The following is a 16,200-nucleotide window of genomic DNA, read 5'->3' on the forward strand; positions in this document are numbered from 1 at the left end:
CGACGCTCGCTTGAGACCTTTTTCGACCCAATAACGACCGCTTTATAGCACAAGGCGCGAACCCAACGGGTCAAGTGCCATAAAAGCGCGCCATCATAATTGCGCGTCCGGCGGTTGATCAACTGCGGCAAACACCGCGTGCGGACAGCGATGCCAGCGGCGATGCTGTCCCAAAATTGGGCGGCGACGGCCCTTGCCACAAACCGTGCGCCGCGAGGCTTTCCGTTTGGCCGGGCGGCGCGCGAAGTCGTCTTCAGGCGACCGCCAGCGCCGGTCGCAGCTTCGGCGCGCCGGTCACGCCGGGCAGCGTGGTCAGATCCGACAGCATCCGCTCGACGATCGACACCTGTGGCAAAACCGTACCGAAAAATCGTGTCGTCACCGAGTCTTCGATCAGGACGGTCGGAAAATTCTCGACGTCCAGATCGTCGAAGCGATCCGCATGAGTTTCGATGTCGATCCATGCGAAACAGACTTCCGGGTGCCGTTCGGCCAACTGATTGAAGGCGTCCCGGTACTCGCGGCACGTTCCGCACCATTCCGCGCACAGGCATGCAACGAACAACGTGCCGGGTTCGTTGACGCGCTCGGCGATCCGGTCCTGATCGGTGTCGAGATTCAGCGCGGGCATGAAGTGGTTTCCTTGTGTACTTTGTCGGGTGCTTTGGCGCGAATGTAGCATGGCCGGTCACGAAAAGTTGCCAATCTGCGTTGATGCCGGTCAGTCTCGGCTCATTCATGATGGGCTCGCATGAAGCGGCCGCCGGGCAGCAGCGTGACTTCCCCGGCGAGTTCGAGTCGGAGCAAGGCGGCGTGCAGGGCGGCATCTTCCATCTCGGTGCGGGCGGCGAGAATTTCAAGCGTCGTCGGCGAATGACCGAGCGCGACGAGCAGCCGCTGGGCGTCGGCGGCGAGAGCCGGTTGCGGGGCCGATCCGGATGTTGGTGAGTCGGCGAGGGCGGTGCTCGTGGCTTGCGAAGCGTTTCCTTCCGACGAAAAGCTCGAAGTCGAATGCTCCAGCGGCACGGTCCGCCTCGCCGCGCGTCCCGCATGGCGCGCCGGCCGCCCGGCAAAGCCGAGCTCCTCCAGCACCTCGTCAGGCGTTTCCACCAGCCGCGCCCCCTGCTTGATCATCCGATGACAGCCGCGCGACAACGGCGCGTAAATGGATCCGGGCAACGCGAACACGTCGCGCCCCATCTCGTTGGCGAGCCGCGCGGTAATCAGCGAGCCGGAACGCATTGCCGCCTCGACGATCACGACGCCGCTGACCAACCCAGCGATCAACCGGTTGCGCTGCGGGAAATTGGCGGCGCGCGCCGGCGTGCCGAGCGGCCACTCCGACAGGATTGCGCCCTGCGCGCCGATCTGCCGCGCAAGCGCTTGGTGCGCCGCCGGATAGACGAGGTCCGCGCCGGTGCCGATCACCGCGACCGTCCCGCCGACGCCTTCCAGCCCGCCCCGATGCGCGGCACCGTCGATGCCGAGCGCGAGCCCCGAGACGACCGTCACACCCGCCGCCGACAGTTCACGCGCGAACCGCCGCGCATCCTCGATGCCCTGCGGGGTCGCGCTGCGGCTGCCCACCAGCGCGACCGCGCGCGTATGCAGCAGATCGAGCCGGCCCTTTATATATAGAAGCGGTGGCGGATCGGGCATCGTCAGCAGCGCGGGTGGATAGGCGGGATCGTCGAGCGTGACGATCTGGTTGCCCGGCTGCTCGCGCCATGCGAGCACCGCATCGAACTGGCCGTCGAACGTTGGACCCGGTGGTGCCAGCACCGCGCGCGCCGCGGCTTCGCCGGCGACTGCCGCGAGCGTCTGCGGCGACTGCGCAAACAGCGCCTGCGGCAACCCGAATGCGCCAAGCAACAGACGCAACGCGGCGGGTTTGAGGCCCGGCGCAAGCGACAACCGCAGCCAGGCGGCCAGTTCGTTACGGGTTGCGGGCAAGGTCTGCATGCGGGTCGCTCCTCTGGCGGGGCCTGCGGTCAGGCGGGCGCCATGCTAAAATTTTCATCATCCGAAATAAAACGGCAATATGCCGCGAATAACCGCGGCGCCGCGCTTAACGGTGCGGGTTCGTCGTCGGGCGCACGAGGCGCGTTGAATCGAACCGGTTCGACAGCATCTATCCTCGGCGTATTACGACGGGCTCACAACCTGGCCGAATGGCTAACGCGAGCCTTCCCACGGTTGGCGGCGTCTGAAATCACACTCGAAATCATGGCTTTACTGAACATCCTCAATTACCCGGACAAACGGCTGCACAAGGTGGCGAAGCCAGTCGCGGAGGTCAACGACCGTATCCGCCGTCTGGTCGCGGACATGTCCGAAACGATGTACGCGGCGCCCGGTGTCGGCCTCGCCGCCACTCAGGTAGACGTGCACGAACGCGTGATCGTGATCGACGTGTCGGAAACGCACGACGAACTGCTCGCGTTCATCAACCCGGAAATCGTCTGGTCCAGCGATGAGAGGAAGCTGTCGGAAGAGGGCTGCCTGTCGGTGCCCGGGATCTACGACAACGTCGAGCGCGCCGAGAAGGTCCGCGTGCGCGCGCTGAACGAGAAGGGCGAAACGTTCGAGCTCGATTGCGAGGGGCTTCTCGCCGTGTGCATCCAGCACGAGATGGATCACCTGATGGGCCGCGTGTTCGTCGAATATCTGTCGCCGCTGAAGCAAACGCGCATCAAGAGCAAGATGAAGAAGCTCGCCCACGCGATGTAACGCGCTGTCAACTTGCCCGCTGCCCATTCATGAGTCATTCGTTGCGCGTCATCTTCGCCGGTACGCCGGAATTCGCCGCAGCCGCGCTGGCCGCGATTCATCGTGCCGGATTTGCCGTGCCGCTCGTGCTGACGCAGCCGGACCGGCCCGCGGGACGCGGCATGAAGCTTCAGGCGAGCCCGGTCAAGCGCTACGCGCAGGAACATGGCCTCGCGGTCGCGCAACCCATCTCGCTGCGCCGCGCCGGCAAATATCCGCAGGAAGCCGCCGCCGGCATAGAGCAACTGCGCGCGACGCCGCACGACGTGATGGTGGTCGCCGCTTATGGGCTGATCCTGCCGCAGGAAGTGCTCGACATTCCGCGCTTCGGCTGCATCAACATTCACGCGTCGCTGCTGCCGCGCTGGCGCGGCGCGGCGCCGATTCATCGCGCGATCGAGGCGGGCGACACGCAAACCGGCATCACGCTGATGCAGATGGACGCAGGCCTCGACACCGGCGCGATGATCTCCGAAGTGCGCGCCCCGATCTCCACCGACGACACCACCGCCACGTTGCACGATCGCCTCGCCGAGGACGGCGCGCGGCTGATCGTCGAAGCGCTGATCGAACTCGAGCGCAGCGGCAAGCTGACGTCGACCCCGCAACCGGTCGACGGCGTGACCTACGCGGAAAAAATCGCCAAGCACGAAGCGGCGCTCGACTGGCGCCGCCCGGCCGCGGCGCTTGCGCGTCAGGTGCGCGCGTTCGACCCATTCCCAGGCGGCGCCGGCACGCTCGACGACGGCAGCACCGTCAAGATCTGGGCCGCCACCACTGCGGTCTCGTCGGCCGCTGGCAGCGACAAGGCGCCAGGCACCATCACCGAGGTTGCGCCCGACGGCGTGCTGGTCGCTTGCGGTGAAGGCGTACTGCGTCTGACGCAATTGCAGAAGCCCGGCGGCAAGCGCCTGCCGGTGCGCGAATTCCTGGCTGGCTCGCCGCTCGCCGCAGGCCAGCGCTTCCAGCTTCCCGAGGCGGAATAAGCGCATCGCGCACGCCAGAACATCGTCCATTCGGCCAGTGTTCTCCACGCGCGCCGCGAGGGCGCCGCGCGTTAGAATCCTCCATGCAGCAGACCAGGTTTTCGAGGGTTCATCACATGTTCGGCATCGTCCATTTCGAGTTTTTCATCGTCGCAGTTTTTCTCCTGAACATCACGCCGGGGCCGGATACCGCTTATATCGTCGGGCGCAGCGTCGCCCAGGGTCGCGGCGCGGGGCTGGTGTCGGCGCTCGGCATTTCGGCAGGCTGCTGCATTCATTCGCTTGCCTGCGCGTTTGGACTGACCGCGCTGCTGGCCGCATCGGCTACGGCGTTCACCATCGTCAAATTCGTCGGCGCGATCTATCTGATCTATCTGGGTGCGCGGCTGGTCTTCACGAAGCCGGCCGCCGATGCGCCCGCCGGCGACGTGCGCGCGCCGTCCACGCCGAAGTCGCTGCGGCAGTTGTTCCTGCAAGGCTTCTGGACCAACGTGCTGAACCCGAAGGTCGTGCTGTTCTTTGTGTCGTTCTTCCCGCAATTCGTCACCACGGGCAGCGAACACAAGACCTTCGCGTTTCTCACGCTCGGCGCGGTCTTCGTGCTGATGAGCATGGTCTGGAACAGCTTCGTCGCGTGGATCGCGGGGAGCGTCACGCAGCGTTTCTCGGGCAAGCCGGCGGTCAAGCGCTGGCTCGACCGCGGCGTCGGCAGCGCGTTCGTCGGCCTGGGCATCAAACTCGCGACCGCCTCGCGATGATTGAATTTTCCCGCATCGCCCATATCTAACATTTAGCTTACAATCTGGCGCCGCAATCGCGCGGCACGGAGATGAAGGCCACGCTCGGGGCAAGGAGTTGCAGACATGTTCAATTGGGTGAAAACCGCGATGTTGATGGCCGGGATTACGGCCCTTTTCATCGTGATCGGCGGGATGATCGGCGGGTCGCGCGGCATGATGCTCGCGCTCGTGATCGCCCTTGGGATGAATTTCTTTTCGTACTGGTTCTCCGACAAGATGGTCCTGCGCATGTACAACGCGCAGGAAGTCGACGAAAACAGCGCGCCGCAGTTCTATCGGATGGTGCGCGATCTCGCCACCCGCGCGAACCTGCCGATGCCGCGCGTCTACCTGATCAACGAAGACGCGCCGAACGCGTTCGCCACCGGCCGCAATCCGGAGCACGCGGCGGTCGCGGCAACCACCGGCATTCTGCGCGTGCTGTCCGAGCGCGAGATGCGCGGCGTGATGGCGCACGAACTCGCACACGTGAAGCATCGAGACATTCTGATCTCGACGGTTTCGGCGACCATGGCCGGCGCGATTTCCGCGTTGGCGAACTTCGCGATGTTCTTCGGCGGCCGCGACGAAAACGGTCGTCCCGCGAACCCGATCGCGAGCATCGCGGTCGCGTTGCTCGCGCCGATCGCGGGCGCGTTGATCCAGATGGCGATTTCGCGTGCGCGCGAGTTCGAAGCCGACCGTGGCGGCGCGCAGATTTCGGGCGACCCGCAGGCACTGGCGTCGGCGCTCGACAAGATTCATCGCTATGCGAGCGGTATTCCGTTCCCGACGGCCGAGGCGCATCCGGCCACCGCGCAGATGATGATCATGAATCCGCTGTCGGGCGGCGGTATCGCGAATCTGTTCTCGACGCACCCTGCGACCGAGGAACGCATCGCGCGTCTGATGGAAATGGCACGCACCGGGCGCTTCGACTAAGGCACCGGCTCGCTCGGCGCTTCGAGCCTGAAATACTGAAGAGCGGGCCCTTGAGGCCCGCTTTTTTTCGCGCCTCTCGTCGCCGCTGCGCGACAGCATTCGCGGCCACTACCTTTGCACGGCGGCGCCCCACCGGCGTCACGCTACAATGTGCGCTGATTGCGCCGCGCACCGTGCGGCTTGCCCTTGCTCCCTTCATGACTTCAAAGCCTTCTTCGCGTTCTGCCTCCTCGTCGACGCGTTCCCGCGAATCCCGTTTGTCGGCGCTGCATCTGTCGCCCGAATCGCTCGGGTTCGCACTCGACTGCGCCGCCCAGGCCGTCGGTGCCGTGCGTCTCGGCGCGGCGTTGCCGGCGGCGCTGCAAAGCGTGTTCGTGGCAATGCCGGAGGGCAACGCCGCAGCGGCGCGCGGCGCGGTGCAGGACATCTCCTATCGCACGATGCGGCGTCTCGCGACCGTCGAGTGGCTGATCGCGAAGCTCGTGAAGAAAGCACCGCCGCCGCACGTCTCGCATGTGCTCGCGTGCGCGCTCGCACTGCTCGTCGACGACGAAGCGAGCGCCGCCTATACGCCGTTCACGGTCGTCGATCAGGCGGTCAAGGCGATCGGCGCGCGCCGCGAGTTCGGGTTCGTGAAGGGGCTCGTCAACGCGGTGCTGCGTAACTTTTTGCGCGAGCGCGACACGTTGCTCGTCGCGGTGCAAGCCGACGAAGTAGCGCGCTGGAACTATCCGGCCTGGTGGATCGACGCGGTGAAGCGGGCATGGCCCGATGCGTGGCAATCGGTGCTGGTCGCCGGCAACGCGCAAGGTCCGCTGACGTTGCGCGTGAACGCACGCCATTCGACGGTCGACGCCTATCTGCAAGTGCTGCAACGCCAGCAGATCGCCGCGTGCAAGGCCGGCGAGCACGCGGTCATGCTCGCCACGCCGATGCCGGTCGAGCGCATTCCGGGCTTTAGCGAAGGTGTGGTGTCGGTACAGGACGCAGGCGCGCAATTCGCGGCGCAACTGCTCGGCGTGCGTGACGGCATGCGTGTGCTCGACGCGTGCGCGGCCCCAGGCGGCAAGACCGGCCATCTGCTCGAACTCGCCAACATTCAACTCGTCGCGCTCGAAAGCGATGCGTCGCGCGCGCGCCGCATCGGCGAAAACCTGCGGCGTCTGAAGCTCGAAGCGGAAGTGCGCATCGGCGACGCGGGTAACCCCGCTAAATGGCACGACGATCTCGACCAGCCGTTCGACCGCATCCTCGCCGACGTGCCGTGCTCGGCGTCGGGCATCGTGCGGCGTCATCCGGATATTCGCTGGCTGCGTCGACAGTCCGATATCGCCGCGCTGGTCGCCGAACAACGCCGCATTCTCGACGCGCTGTGGCCGCTCGTGAAACCAGGCGGCGAGTTGCTTTACGTTACGTGTTCGATCTTCCCCGAAGAGGGCGAGTTGCAGGCACAGTGGTTTGAAAACCAGCATCAGGATGCGGTACGATTGGACGCGCCGGGGCAGCTGTTACCCTCAGTTGCCCGCGCGCCCGCCGACCCATCGGCCGGTTCTCATGCTGGACAACCCGCTGAACTCAGCGCCGGCACGAACTCAGACCACGACGGATTTTTCTACGCGCGCTTTCAGAAACGGTGACCATCAAACGCTTCTTCCCGCTTCGGCTCGCTGCCGTGTTCTGGATCGCGCTGGCCGTCTGGCTTGCAGCGCCGAGCGCGGCGCACGCTGACTCGATCGCGGTGCAGCGGGCGTCGCTGCAGGCCGACAATGGCGGCTGGAGTCTCGACGCGCATTTCGAATTCGACCTGAACAGCAATCTCGAAGACGCGGTCAACAAAGGCATTCCGCTTTATTTCACGACCGATTTCGAACTGAGCCGGCCGCGCTGGTACTGGTTCGATGAGCAGCCGGTCAGCGTGTCGCAAAGCTTGCGGCTGTCGTTTCAACCGCTCACACGCGAATATCGCGTGTCGAGCGTGCAGTCGGGCGGCTTGCAGCTCGGCTTTTCCACGCTCAAGGATGCGCTCGCGGTCATCAAGCACGTGACGTCGTGGCACGTGATCGACCGCAATCAGGTGCGTGTCGGCGAAACCTATAACGCGTCGGTGCGCACGCAACTCGACATCGGGCTGATGCCCAAGCCGTTCCAGATCGACGCGGTGAACAACCGCGACTGGAACCTCGCCTCCGATTGGAAGCGCTTCACTTTCACGGCGGCCGATCGTGCTAAATAGAGTGCGCTCATCTCCCACCAGTGTCAGCAGCATCGTCGTGCGCGTGCTGGTGTCGACGGTCGCGGTGACGGCCGTGCTGCTGCTCGTGCTGCTGGCCGCCGCGAGCGCGAACACCGAATTCTTCGATCGCTACTACCAATGGCTCTATGCGGCCAACGTCGCGGTTGCGCTGGTCTTCCTGCTGGTGGTGACGACGCTGGTCATCATCATCATCGTGCGATTACGCACGGGCAAATTCGGCACGCGACTGCTAGCGAAGCTCGCGTTCTTCATGGCGCTGGTCGGCGTGGTGCCGGGGGGCATCATCTACATCGTGTCGTATCAGTTCGTCTCGCGCAGCATCGAGTCGTGGTTCGACGTGAATGTCGAAACTGCACTTGCATCCGGCCTCAATCTCGGGCGCGGCATGCTCGACGCGTCGCTGTCCGATCTGCAGACGAAGGCGCGCCTGATGTCCGAGCAGCTCGCCAGCGCGGATGCCGCCGGCACCACGTTGACGCTCCTGCGTCTGCGCGACCAGTTCGGCGTGCAGGACGCGACGATCGTCGAGCCGACCCGCAGCATGTCGGGCGCGACGCCGGACATGCACGTGGTCGCGCAGGCGTCGGGCAACTACGCGATGCTGCTGCCGAACGATCTGCCGACGCCGCTGATGATCGAGCAGGCGCGTGGCCGCGGCTATGCGGCGATCGAGGGCGAAGTTGACGGCGACGCGCATGCCCAGGGCGGCAAGGGCGCACTGCGTCTGCGCGTGGTGCAGCGTATTCCCGATGCGAACGCGTCGCTATTGCAGCCCGCCGAGCGCTTCCTGCAGCTGACGCAGCCGGTCTCGACGACACTCGCGCGCAATGCCGACTCGGTGCAGCGCGCGTATCGCGAGTATCAGGAGAAGGCGCTCGGGCGCACCGGTCTGCGCAAGATGTACATCGGCACGCTGACGCTGTCGCTGTTTCTCGCGACCTTCATTGCGATGATGCTCGCGCTCGCGCTCGGCAATCAGCTCGCGCGGCCGCTGTTCCTGCTCGCCCAGGGCACGAAGGAAATCACCGAGGGCGACTACACGCCGAAGCGCGAGATCAAGTCGCGCGACGAACTGGGCTTCCTCACACAGTCGTTCAACGCGATGACGCGGCAGTTGTCGGAAGCGCGCGGGGCGGTCGAGAAGAATCGTATCGCGCTCGAGCATTCGAAGGCGTATCTCGAGAGCATCCTCGCGAACCTGACCGCGGGCGTGTTCGTGTTCGACCGGCAGTTCCGGCTGACCACCGCGAATCGCGGCGCCGAGCGGATCTTCCGTCAACCGTTCCAGACGGTGCTGGGTTCGTCGCTCGATCAGATCGGCGTGCTTGGCGAATTCGGCGCGATGGTGCGCAAGTCATTCGCCGATCGCGAAGCGGCGAGCGAAGACGGCCACGACGACAACGGCCACTGGCAGCAGCAGGTTTCGGTGCCGGTGCCCGGTGAAACCGAGCCGCTCACGTTGCTCGTGCGCGGCGCGCGCCTCGTCGCGGCGAACGAGCGCGACGCGGAAGACATGCAGACCTCGGGCTACGTGATCGTGTTCGACGACATCTCCGACGTGATCTCCGCGCAGCGTTCGATCGCGTGGGGCGAAGTCGCGCGGCGCCTCGCACACGAGATCAAGAATCCGCTCACCCCGATTCAACTGTCGGCCGAGCGTTTGCAGATGAAGCTCGCCGACAAGCTCGCGCCGTCGGATGCGGACGTGTTGAAGCGCGGAGCGACGACGATCGTCAATCAGGTCGCCGCGATGAAGCAGATGGTCGACGATTTCCGCGATTACGCCCGCACACCGCCCGCGGTGCTCGCGCATCTGCAATTGAATGATCTGGTCAGCGAGGTGCTCACGCTGTACGGTATCGAAGAAGGCAAGGGCGCGATCCAGGTCGAGCTCGCGGCCTTGCCCGCGATACGCGGCGACGCGACCCAGTTGCGTCAGGTGATCCATAACCTGCTGCAGAATGCGCAGGATGCGGTCGCCGAAGTCGCGCATCCGCGTGTTTTGCTCGAGACGAGGACAGTAGAATACGGAGACCCCGACGCGCAAGGCAAGGCACGCGTCGCGGTACGTCTGACCGTGTCGGATAACGGATCGGGCTTCCCCGCGCGTATCCTCACGCGCGCGTTCGAGCCGTACGTGACGACCAAGGCCAAAGGTACGGGTCTGGGACTTGCGATGGTCAAGAAGATCGTCGACGAACATGGCGCGCGCATCGACATTCGCAATCGCATGAAGGCCGGCGACGTGATCGAAGGCGCGCAAATTTCGATTCTCTTCCTTCAGCTGGCGGACGACCCCGCGCAGCCGGGTGCACCTGGTTCAGGTGCGCATCCGGCGCACGGCGGCGCGTCGCAGGGAACGACAAAAGCAACAGTGCAGACAAGGGCAGCGTAAATGGCAACCATCCTGGTGGTAGATGATGAAATGGGCATCCGGGAACTGCTCTCGGAGATCCTCAGCGACGAGGGACACGTCGTGGAGGCCGCTGAGAACGCGCAGGAGGCGCGCGAGTTCCGTCTGCGTCAGGCGCCGGACCTGGTGCTGCTCGACATCTGGATGCCGGACACCGACGGCGTGACGCTGCTCAAGGAATGGGCCGCGCAAGGACAATTGACGATGCCCGTCATCATGATGTCCGGTCACGCGACGATCGACACCGCTGTCGAAGCCACCAAGATCGGCGCGCTCAACTTCCTCGAAAAGCCGATCGCGTTACAGAAGCTGCTGAAGGCGGTCGAGCAGGGACTCGCGCGCGGTAACGCGGCGGCTGTGCCTGGCGGAGTGGCCGCGAAGCCGGCGTTGCCGGTGAGCGCGTCGTCGGTTGCGTCGGCGGCCGCGTTGCCGATGCTATCGGCCGACGGCGTCAGCGGCGGCGCGCTCGCCGCGCAAACCGCATCGATCTCGTTCGATATCCCGCTGCGCGATGCGCGCGACGCGTTCGAGCGCGCGTACTTCGAATATCACCTCGCGCGCGAGAACGGCAGCATGACGCGTGTCGCGGAGAAGACCGGTCTCGAGCGCACGCATCTTTATCGCAAGTTGAAGCAACTCGGCGTCGATCTCGGCAAGAACAAGGGCGAGTGAGCGCCACGTGTTGCATGCAAATGCGGCCCGGCAAAATTTTTTATGAAAGGGCTTGCTGAACTGGGGATCGCTTGATATAGTTTCGTTCTTCGTTGGCCCGGTAGCTCAGTTGGTAGAGCAGCGGATTGAAAATCCGCGTGTCGGTGGTTCGATTCCGCCCCAGGCCACCAGGATTCAGCCCCAGGAAATCGCAAGATTCCTGGGGCTTTTCCGTTTGGCGGACAAGTCGTTATGTCGGGTTGTCATGCAGTTGGAGCCGCGCGGGTGGGACAGCTGGCGTCGGTGACATTCGGTGTCGCGTGATAAAATCGCGCCAGTTCAAGGACTTGCATGCAGATGTCGCACGCGGTCGTGCACCGTACGAATGCGGTGCGGAGCGTATCGCACCGAAGCACCCAATCCTTCGCCCGACGATCGGCGGTATAAGCGCCCAGCCACGTTCACGCGCAACGCGCGACCTATACTGCTTTGGGCCGGCACAATGCCGGCACACGTCGCGCCGCGTTGCTTGCATGGCGCACCTCGCGCAGCGCGACGTGGCACTCTCATTCACGGAGTATCACGGTGATCCGCAAAGACGCTAAGCGTAGCGCGCTCGTGCTGTTTTCCGGCGGCCAGGATTCCGCCACGTGTCTCGCGTGGGCGCTCGATCGTTACGATACGGTCGAGACGATCGGCTTCGATTATGGTCAGCGTCATCGCGTCGAACTCGAATGTCGCGAGGGGTTCCGTCAGGCCATCGTGCGCGCGTTTCCGGCGTGGGCCGATCGTCTCGGCGACGATCACATGATCGACCTGTCGCTGCTCGGCGCGATCAGCGACACCGCGATGACGCGCGAAATCGAGATCGAAGCCACGGCCAATGGGTTGCCGAACACGTTCGTGCCGGGCCGCAATCTGATGTTCATGACGATCGCGGCGGCTATCGCGTATCGGCGCGGTTTGCAGGTGCTGGTCGGCGGGATGTGCGAGACGGACTTCTCGGGCTACCCCGATTGCCGCGACGACACGATGAAAGCGCTGCAGGTCGCGCTGAACCTCGGCATGGACAAGCGCTTCGCGCTGGAAACGCCGCTGATGTGGCTCGACAAGGCCGACACGTGGCGCCTCGCGCACGAACTCGGCGGCGACGAACTGGTTGAACTGGTGCGCGTCGAGACGCATACCTGCTATGTCGGCGAACGCGCCGAGCTGCACTCGTGGGGCTTCGGCTGCGGCGAATGCCCGGCATGCCGGTTGCGCAAACGTGGCTATGAGGCCTATCTCTCCGGCGAAAAAGTCACCGAGCCGGTCTGACGGTTCGCGCGAGAGCGCGCATCATTGATTCAGGAACACAGGACAGAAAGCAGCATGACGTACGCGGTCAAGGAAATCTTCTACACGTTGCAGGGCGAGGGCGCGAATGCGGGGCGACCGGCGGTGTTTTGCCGTTTCGCGGGCTGCAACCTGTGGTCGGGCCGCGAAGAGGATCGCGCGGAAGCCGTCTGCCGTTTCTGCGACACCGATTTCGTCGGCACCGACGGCGAGAACGGCGGCAAGTACCGCACACCCGACGAGCTCGTCGCGATGATCGCGTCGCAATGGCCGCAAGGCGAGGGCGAACGCTTCGTCGTGTGCACCGGCGGCGAGCCGATGCTGCAGATCGATCAGCCGCTCGTCGACGCGCTGCACGCGGCCGGCTTCGAGATCGCGATCGAAACCAACGGCTCGCTGCCGGTGCTCGACACGATCGACTGGATCTGCGTGAGCCCGAAGGCCGACGCGCCGCTCGTCGTGACGAAGGGCAACGAACTTAAGGTCGTGATCCCGCAGGACAACCAGCGCCTCGCCGACTACGCGAAGCTCGACTTCGAGTATTTCCTCGTCCAGCCAATGGACGGTCCGTCGCGCGAGATCAACACGAAGCTCGCGATCGACTGGTGCAAGCGTCATCCACAGTGGCGCCTGTCGATGCAGACTCACAAGTATCTGAACATTCCCTGATTTGCCGTGCTGACGATTACCCGAAAACTCGAATTCGACGCGGGCCACCGCATTCCCGATCACCGCAGCCAGTGCCGTAATCTGCACGGCCATCGCTACGTGCTCGAAATTACGCTGCAAGGCGATCTGGTCGACACCGAAGGCGCGCCCGATCGCGGCATGGTGATGGACTTCGCCGACGTGAAGTCGCTCGCGAACGAGCACCTGGTCGACCAGTGGGACCACGCGTTTCTCGTCTACGAAGGCGACACGCAGGTGCGTGGCTTTCTCGACACCATGGCGGGCCACAAGACGGTCGTGATCGATCGCATTCCCACCGTCGAAAACCTCGCCGCGATTGCGTTCGATATTCTCGCAAACGTCTACGACGCGCACTACGGCGTGAACCTGCGCCTGCATAAAGTGCGTCTGTACGAGACGCCGAACTGCTGGGCCGACGTGGTCCGCGACTAGCTTCCCATCTGAATCCACGCTGGCCGCGCGAGCGAACTCTCGCGTTATTGTCACGGTATGATCGTTCCGACAAACACACGGAGCGAGACATGCCGGTCACCGCATTGCGTCGCAGCAGGCAACGAGGCCGTCAGCGCCTCGGTGCCTGCCTGATTCACTATCTGGCCCCGCTTCGCATTGCCAACCTGCGCGAGGCCAGCCGATGAGCACCTTCACCAACTCCCTCAAACAACGTCTGAAGGACGACGCGCCGCTGTTCGGGCTGTGGCTGTCGCTCGGCAGCGAGACGGCGGCCGAAGCGCTCGCGCATGCCGGCTTCGACTGGCTGCTGATCGACATGGAGCACGCGCCGAACGATAGCGGCGGCGTCGAGTCGCAATTGCGCGCGATCGCCGCCGCCCATCTGCCGAGCGAACCGGTGGTGCGCGTGCCCGCGAGCGAGCCGTGGCTCGTCAAGCGCGTGCTCGACGCCGGCGCGCGCACGCTGATGTTCCCGAACATCGAATCCGCTGAAGACGCGGCACGCGCCGTGCGGCTCACCCAATATCCCACCGCCGAGGCGCTCGACGGCCTGCGCGGCGTAGCGGGCGTCGTGCGTGCAGCCGGGTACGGCATGCGGCGTGACTACGTGCAGACGGCCAACGCACAGATCGCGACGATCGTGCAGATCGAATCGGCGCGCGGCCTGGCGGAGGTCGAGCAGATCGCGGCGACGCCGGGCGTCGACTGCCTGTTCGTCGGGCCGGCCGATCTGGCCGCGAGCCTTGGTCATCTCGGCGACGCGAAGCACGCCGACGTGCAGGCGGCGATGGCGCGTATCGTCAGCGCGGCGGACCAGGCCGGCATTGCCGCCGGCATCTTCGCAATGGACGTGGCGAGCGCGCGGCAGCATCGCGATGCCGGCTTTCGCTTCGTCGCGCTGGCCGCCGACGTGATCTGGATGTTGCGCGCGACGCGCCAGGCATTACAGGAGGTGAGGTCATGAACGGCAGAGTGCAGGGCGTCGCCGCGCGAACGAAGGTATGGGTGGGCACGCGCGTGCTCGTCGCGGCGGCGCTGCTCGTAAGCGGCGCGTGGGACGCGGCGTACGCGCAGGACAGCGTCGCGAAGTCGAACGATCCGCAGACGCAATCCGCGGTGGCCGACTACAACGCCGGCAACCTCGGCGCGGCGCTGACCGAATTCCGCCAGGCCGCCGAACGCGGCAGCCGGCTTGCCCAGTTCAACTACGCGATGATGCTGCTCAACGGCGAAGGCACGCCGGTCAACGTCGACGAAGGCAAGAAGTGGCTGCGCAAGGCGGCCGACGCGAACATGTCGCACGCGCAGTACGTGTACGGCAAGATGTACGACGATGGCGAGTTCGTCGAGCGCGATCCGGTGGAGGCGCATCGCTGGTTCATGAAGGCGGCCGCGCAGGGGCACGTGCAGGCGGAGCTGGCGCTCGCGAACCAGTTCCTCGACGGGCGCGGCACCGAGCGTGACAACAAGCAGGCGTTCGTCTGGTACAAGAAAGCGGCGCAAGGCGGTGACATGACCGCGCAGTACGTGACCGGCTCGTTCTACGAGCGCGGCGGCGATGGTGTCGACCGGAATCTGAATGTGGCGCGCGCATATTACGCCGCCGCGGCGGCGCAGGGCGATCCGGCCGCGCGCCTGAAGTACCAGCAGTTGAGCGCGCAGCTTCGCGATCAGAAGGAAGTGAAGCCGCAGTGACGAAGCCGCAATAAAGCAAAAGGGCGCTCACGATGAGCGCCCTTTTGCATGTTCGATTGCCGTGTGCCGCCAGCTACGCCTAGCTCTGCATCAACCGCTTCTGTCGCGCGACGCTCATGATCAGCCCGATCGCGACGCCCAATGTAGTCAGCGCAGTGCCACCGTAACTCATGAACGGCAACGGTACGCCGACCACCGGCAGAATGCCGCTCACCATGCCGATATTGACGAACGCGTACGTGAAGAACGCCATCGTCAACGAGCCGGCCAGTAATCGCCCGAACAGGGTCGCGCCATTGGCCGCGATGTAAAGTCCGCGCGCGATCAATAGCATGTACAGCGTGAGCAGCACGAGGCCACCCGCCAAACCGAACTCTTCCGAAAACACCGCGAAGATGAAGTCGGTGTGCTTCTCGGGGATGAACTCCAGATGCGCTTGCGTGCCCTTGAGCCAGCCCTTGCCGAGCGGGCCGCCCGAGCCGATCGCGATCACCGCCTGAATCGTGTGGAAGCCTTTGCCGAGCGGGTCCGAGGTCGGGTCGAGCAGCGTGCAGATGCGGTGTTTCTGGTAGTCGTGCATCAGCGGCCACTGCACTTCGGGCTGACAGATCTTGTCCTGGAACGCCGCGATCGATCCCACCGCGATCACGCCCGCGATCAGCACCGGCACGATCAGCTTGAAGCTCAGCCCCGCGAAGTAGATCACGAACAGTCCGGCCGCGAACACGAGCACGGCCGTGCCGAGGTCGGGCTGCTTCGCGATCAGGCCGACCGGCACGATCAGAATCACGAAGCCGACCAGATAGTCGTACCAGCGCATCACGCCTTCGCGGCGCTGGTAGTACCAGGCGAGCATCAGCGGTGTCGCGATCTTCAGGATTTCCGATGGCTGGATCACCACACCGACATTGATCCAGCGCTTCGCACCCTTGCGCGTGAGGCCGAACATCGCGACCGCGACCAGTAATGCGATCCCGAAGGTGTAGAGCGGGACCGCGAATCGCATCAGCGTATTGGGCGGCACATTGGCGAGTCCCCACATCAGCACGAAGGTGAGCAGGATGTTGCGCAACTGGTCTTCGACGCGGCCCGGCATGTCGAGAGTCGCGCTGTACAGCGTGACGATGCCGACACATAGCAGCAGAAACACGATCAGCGCGAGCGGGCGGTCGAAGCCCACGAACATCCGTTTGATGCGGTCGAGCCAGGCGCGCTTGTCGAATTGCATGCCTT

The 16,200-nt window shown here is 64.7% G+C and carries 16 protein-coding genes and 1 tRNA gene; 14 read left to right on the forward strand and 3 right to left on the reverse strand.

The genetic code is table 11. The features are described 5' to 3' along the window. Positions 1-253 precede the first annotated feature (253 nt). Both L0U84_RS00180 and dprA read right to left on the reverse strand, forming a co-directional pair. A complete protein-coding gene (locus L0U84_RS00180; RefSeq protein ID WP_233846041.1) occupies positions 254-631 on the reverse strand; it encodes a thioredoxin family protein in 378 nt (125 codons plus the stop codon). Between the two features lie 101 nt (positions 632-732). Continuing rightward, complete coding sequence (dprA, locus tag L0U84_RS00185; RefSeq protein WP_233846044.1) at positions 733-1,962, reverse strand: DNA-processing protein DprA; 1,230 nt, start codon at positions 1,960-1,962, stop codon at positions 733-735. A gap of 264 nt (positions 1,963-2,226) precedes the next feature. Between dprA and def the strand changes: the two genes are divergently transcribed. The 14 genes from def to L0U84_RS00255 all read left to right on the forward strand — a co-directional run bounded on the left by def (position 2,227) and on the right by L0U84_RS00255 (position 14,967). Then, a complete protein-coding gene (gene def / locus L0U84_RS00190; protein WP_129956718.1) occupies positions 2,227-2,730 on the forward strand; it encodes a peptide deformylase in 504 nt (167 codons plus the stop codon). 29 nt (positions 2,731-2,759) lie between these two features. After that, complete coding sequence (fmt, locus tag L0U84_RS00195) at positions 2,760-3,755, forward strand: methionyl-tRNA formyltransferase (protein ID WP_233846046.1); 996 nt, start codon at positions 2,760-2,762, stop codon at positions 3,753-3,755. Between the two features lie 116 nt (positions 3,756-3,871). Further along, positions 3,872-4,513, forward strand: coding sequence for a LysE family translocator (locus tag L0U84_RS00200; RefSeq protein WP_233851879.1), 642 nt, complete (start codon positions 3,872-3,874; stop codon positions 4,511-4,513). Positions 4,514-4,618: 105 nt separating this feature from the next. Further along, positions 4,619-5,476, forward strand: a complete 858-nt coding sequence (gene htpX, locus L0U84_RS00205; RefSeq protein ID WP_233846048.1) for a zinc metalloprotease HtpX — start codon at positions 4,619-4,621, stop codon at positions 5,474-5,476. 197 nt (positions 5,477-5,673) lie between these two features. Further along, positions 5,674-7,113 carry a 16S rRNA (cytosine(967)-C(5))-methyltransferase RsmB gene (gene rsmB, locus L0U84_RS00210; RefSeq protein ID WP_233846050.1) on the forward strand — a complete coding sequence of 480 codons (1,440 nt, stop codon included), beginning with the start codon at positions 5,674-5,676 and terminating at the stop codon, positions 7,111-7,113. Then, the gene (locus L0U84_RS00215) at positions 7,110-7,709 is read left to right on the forward strand and encodes a DUF4390 domain-containing protein (protein ID WP_233846052.1); all 600 of its coding nucleotides are present in this window, start codon (positions 7,110-7,112) and stop codon (positions 7,707-7,709) included. The genes rsmB and L0U84_RS00215 overlap by 4 nt, the downstream gene beginning before the upstream one ends. Continuing rightward, entirely contained in the window at positions 7,699-10,125 is a 2,427-nt protein-coding gene (locus tag L0U84_RS00220; RefSeq protein ID WP_233846054.1) for a sensor histidine kinase, read from the forward strand. Before L0U84_RS00215 ends, L0U84_RS00220 begins: the two co-directional genes overlap by 11 nt. Then, a complete protein-coding gene (gene esaR, locus L0U84_RS00225; protein ID WP_233846056.1) occupies positions 10,126-10,815 on the forward strand; it encodes a response regulator transcription factor EsaR in 690 nt (229 codons plus the stop codon). Positions 10,816-10,909: 94 nt separating this feature from the next. Then, positions 10,910-10,985, forward strand: a tRNA-Phe gene (locus L0U84_RS00230). 394 nt (positions 10,986-11,379) lie between these two features. Beyond that, entirely contained in the window at positions 11,380-12,111 is a 732-nt protein-coding gene (gene queC, locus L0U84_RS00235; RefSeq protein ID WP_233846058.1) for a 7-cyano-7-deazaguanine synthase QueC, read from the forward strand. Between the two features lie 54 nt (positions 12,112-12,165). After that, the gene (gene queE, locus L0U84_RS00240; RefSeq protein ID WP_233846060.1) at positions 12,166-12,798 is read left to right on the forward strand and encodes a 7-carboxy-7-deazaguanine synthase; all 633 of its coding nucleotides are present in this window, start codon (positions 12,166-12,168) and stop codon (positions 12,796-12,798) included. A gap of 9 nt (positions 12,799-12,807) precedes the next feature. Next, on the forward strand, positions 12,808-13,251 hold the full coding sequence (queD, locus tag L0U84_RS00245) for a 6-carboxytetrahydropterin synthase QueD (RefSeq protein WP_233851880.1): 444 nt from the start codon (positions 12,808-12,810) through the stop codon (positions 13,249-13,251). Positions 13,252-13,453: 202 nt separating this feature from the next. After that, the gene (locus L0U84_RS00250) at positions 13,454-14,236 is read left to right on the forward strand and encodes an HpcH/HpaI aldolase family protein (RefSeq protein ID WP_233846063.1); all 783 of its coding nucleotides are present in this window, start codon (positions 13,454-13,456) and stop codon (positions 14,234-14,236) included. Next, a complete protein-coding gene (locus L0U84_RS00255) occupies positions 14,233-14,967 on the forward strand; it encodes a tetratricopeptide repeat protein (protein WP_233846065.1) in 735 nt (244 codons plus the stop codon). The genes L0U84_RS00250 and L0U84_RS00255 overlap by 4 nt, the downstream gene beginning before the upstream one ends. A gap of 79 nt (positions 14,968-15,046) precedes the next feature. Here L0U84_RS00255 and rodA read toward each other — a convergent pair whose 3' ends face one another. Next, on the reverse strand, positions 15,047-16,195 hold the full coding sequence (gene rodA / locus L0U84_RS00260) for a rod shape-determining protein RodA (RefSeq protein ID WP_233846067.1): 1,149 nt from the start codon (positions 16,193-16,195) through the stop codon (positions 15,047-15,049). Positions 16,196-16,200: the final 5 nt, after the last annotated feature.

The sequence above is a fragment of the Paraburkholderia sp. HD33-4 genome (assembly GCF_021390635.1).
GTDB lineage: Bacteria > Pseudomonadota > Gammaproteobacteria > Burkholderiales > Burkholderiaceae > Paraburkholderia.

What these genes read in the sequence shown, in the direction of transcription:
- htpX (WP_233846048.1), top strand. Translation starts at nt 4,619, where the DNA reads ATGTTCAATTGGGTGAAAACCGCGATGTTGATGGCCGGGATTACGGCC.
- rsmB (WP_233846050.1), top strand. Translation starts at nt 5,674, where the DNA reads ATGACTTCAAAGCCTTCTTCGCGTTCTGCCTCCTCGTCGACGCGTTCC.
- L0U84_RS00200 (WP_233851879.1), top strand. Translation starts at nt 3,872, where the DNA reads ATGTTCGGCATCGTCCATTTCGAGTTTTTCATCGTCGCAGTTTTTCTC.
- L0U84_RS00250 (WP_233846063.1), top strand. Translation starts at nt 13,454, where the DNA reads ATGAGCACCTTCACCAACTCCCTCAAACAACGTCTGAAGGACGACGCG.
- fmt (WP_233846046.1), top strand. Translation starts at nt 2,760, where the DNA reads ATGAGTCATTCGTTGCGCGTCATCTTCGCCGGTACGCCGGAATTCGCC.
- L0U84_RS00180 (WP_233846041.1), bottom strand. Translation starts at nt 631, where the DNA reads ATGCCCGCGCTGAATCTCGACACCGATCAGGACCGGATCGCCGAGCGC.
- rodA (WP_233846067.1), bottom strand. Translation starts at nt 16,195, where the DNA reads ATGCAATTCGACAAGCGCGCCTGGCTCGACCGCATCAAACGGATGTTC.
- queE (WP_233846060.1), top strand. Translation starts at nt 12,166, where the DNA reads ATGACGTACGCGGTCAAGGAAATCTTCTACACGTTGCAGGGCGAGGGC.
- L0U84_RS00255 (WP_233846065.1), top strand. Translation starts at nt 14,233, where the DNA reads ATGAACGGCAGAGTGCAGGGCGTCGCCGCGCGAACGAAGGTATGGGTG.
- dprA (WP_233846044.1), bottom strand. Translation starts at nt 1,962, where the DNA reads ATGCAGACCTTGCCCGCAACCCGTAACGAACTGGCCGCCTGGCTGCGG.
- esaR (WP_233846056.1), top strand. Translation starts at nt 10,126, where the DNA reads ATGGCAACCATCCTGGTGGTAGATGATGAAATGGGCATCCGGGAACTG.
- def (WP_129956718.1), top strand. Translation starts at nt 2,227, where the DNA reads ATGGCTTTACTGAACATCCTCAATTACCCGGACAAACGGCTGCACAAG.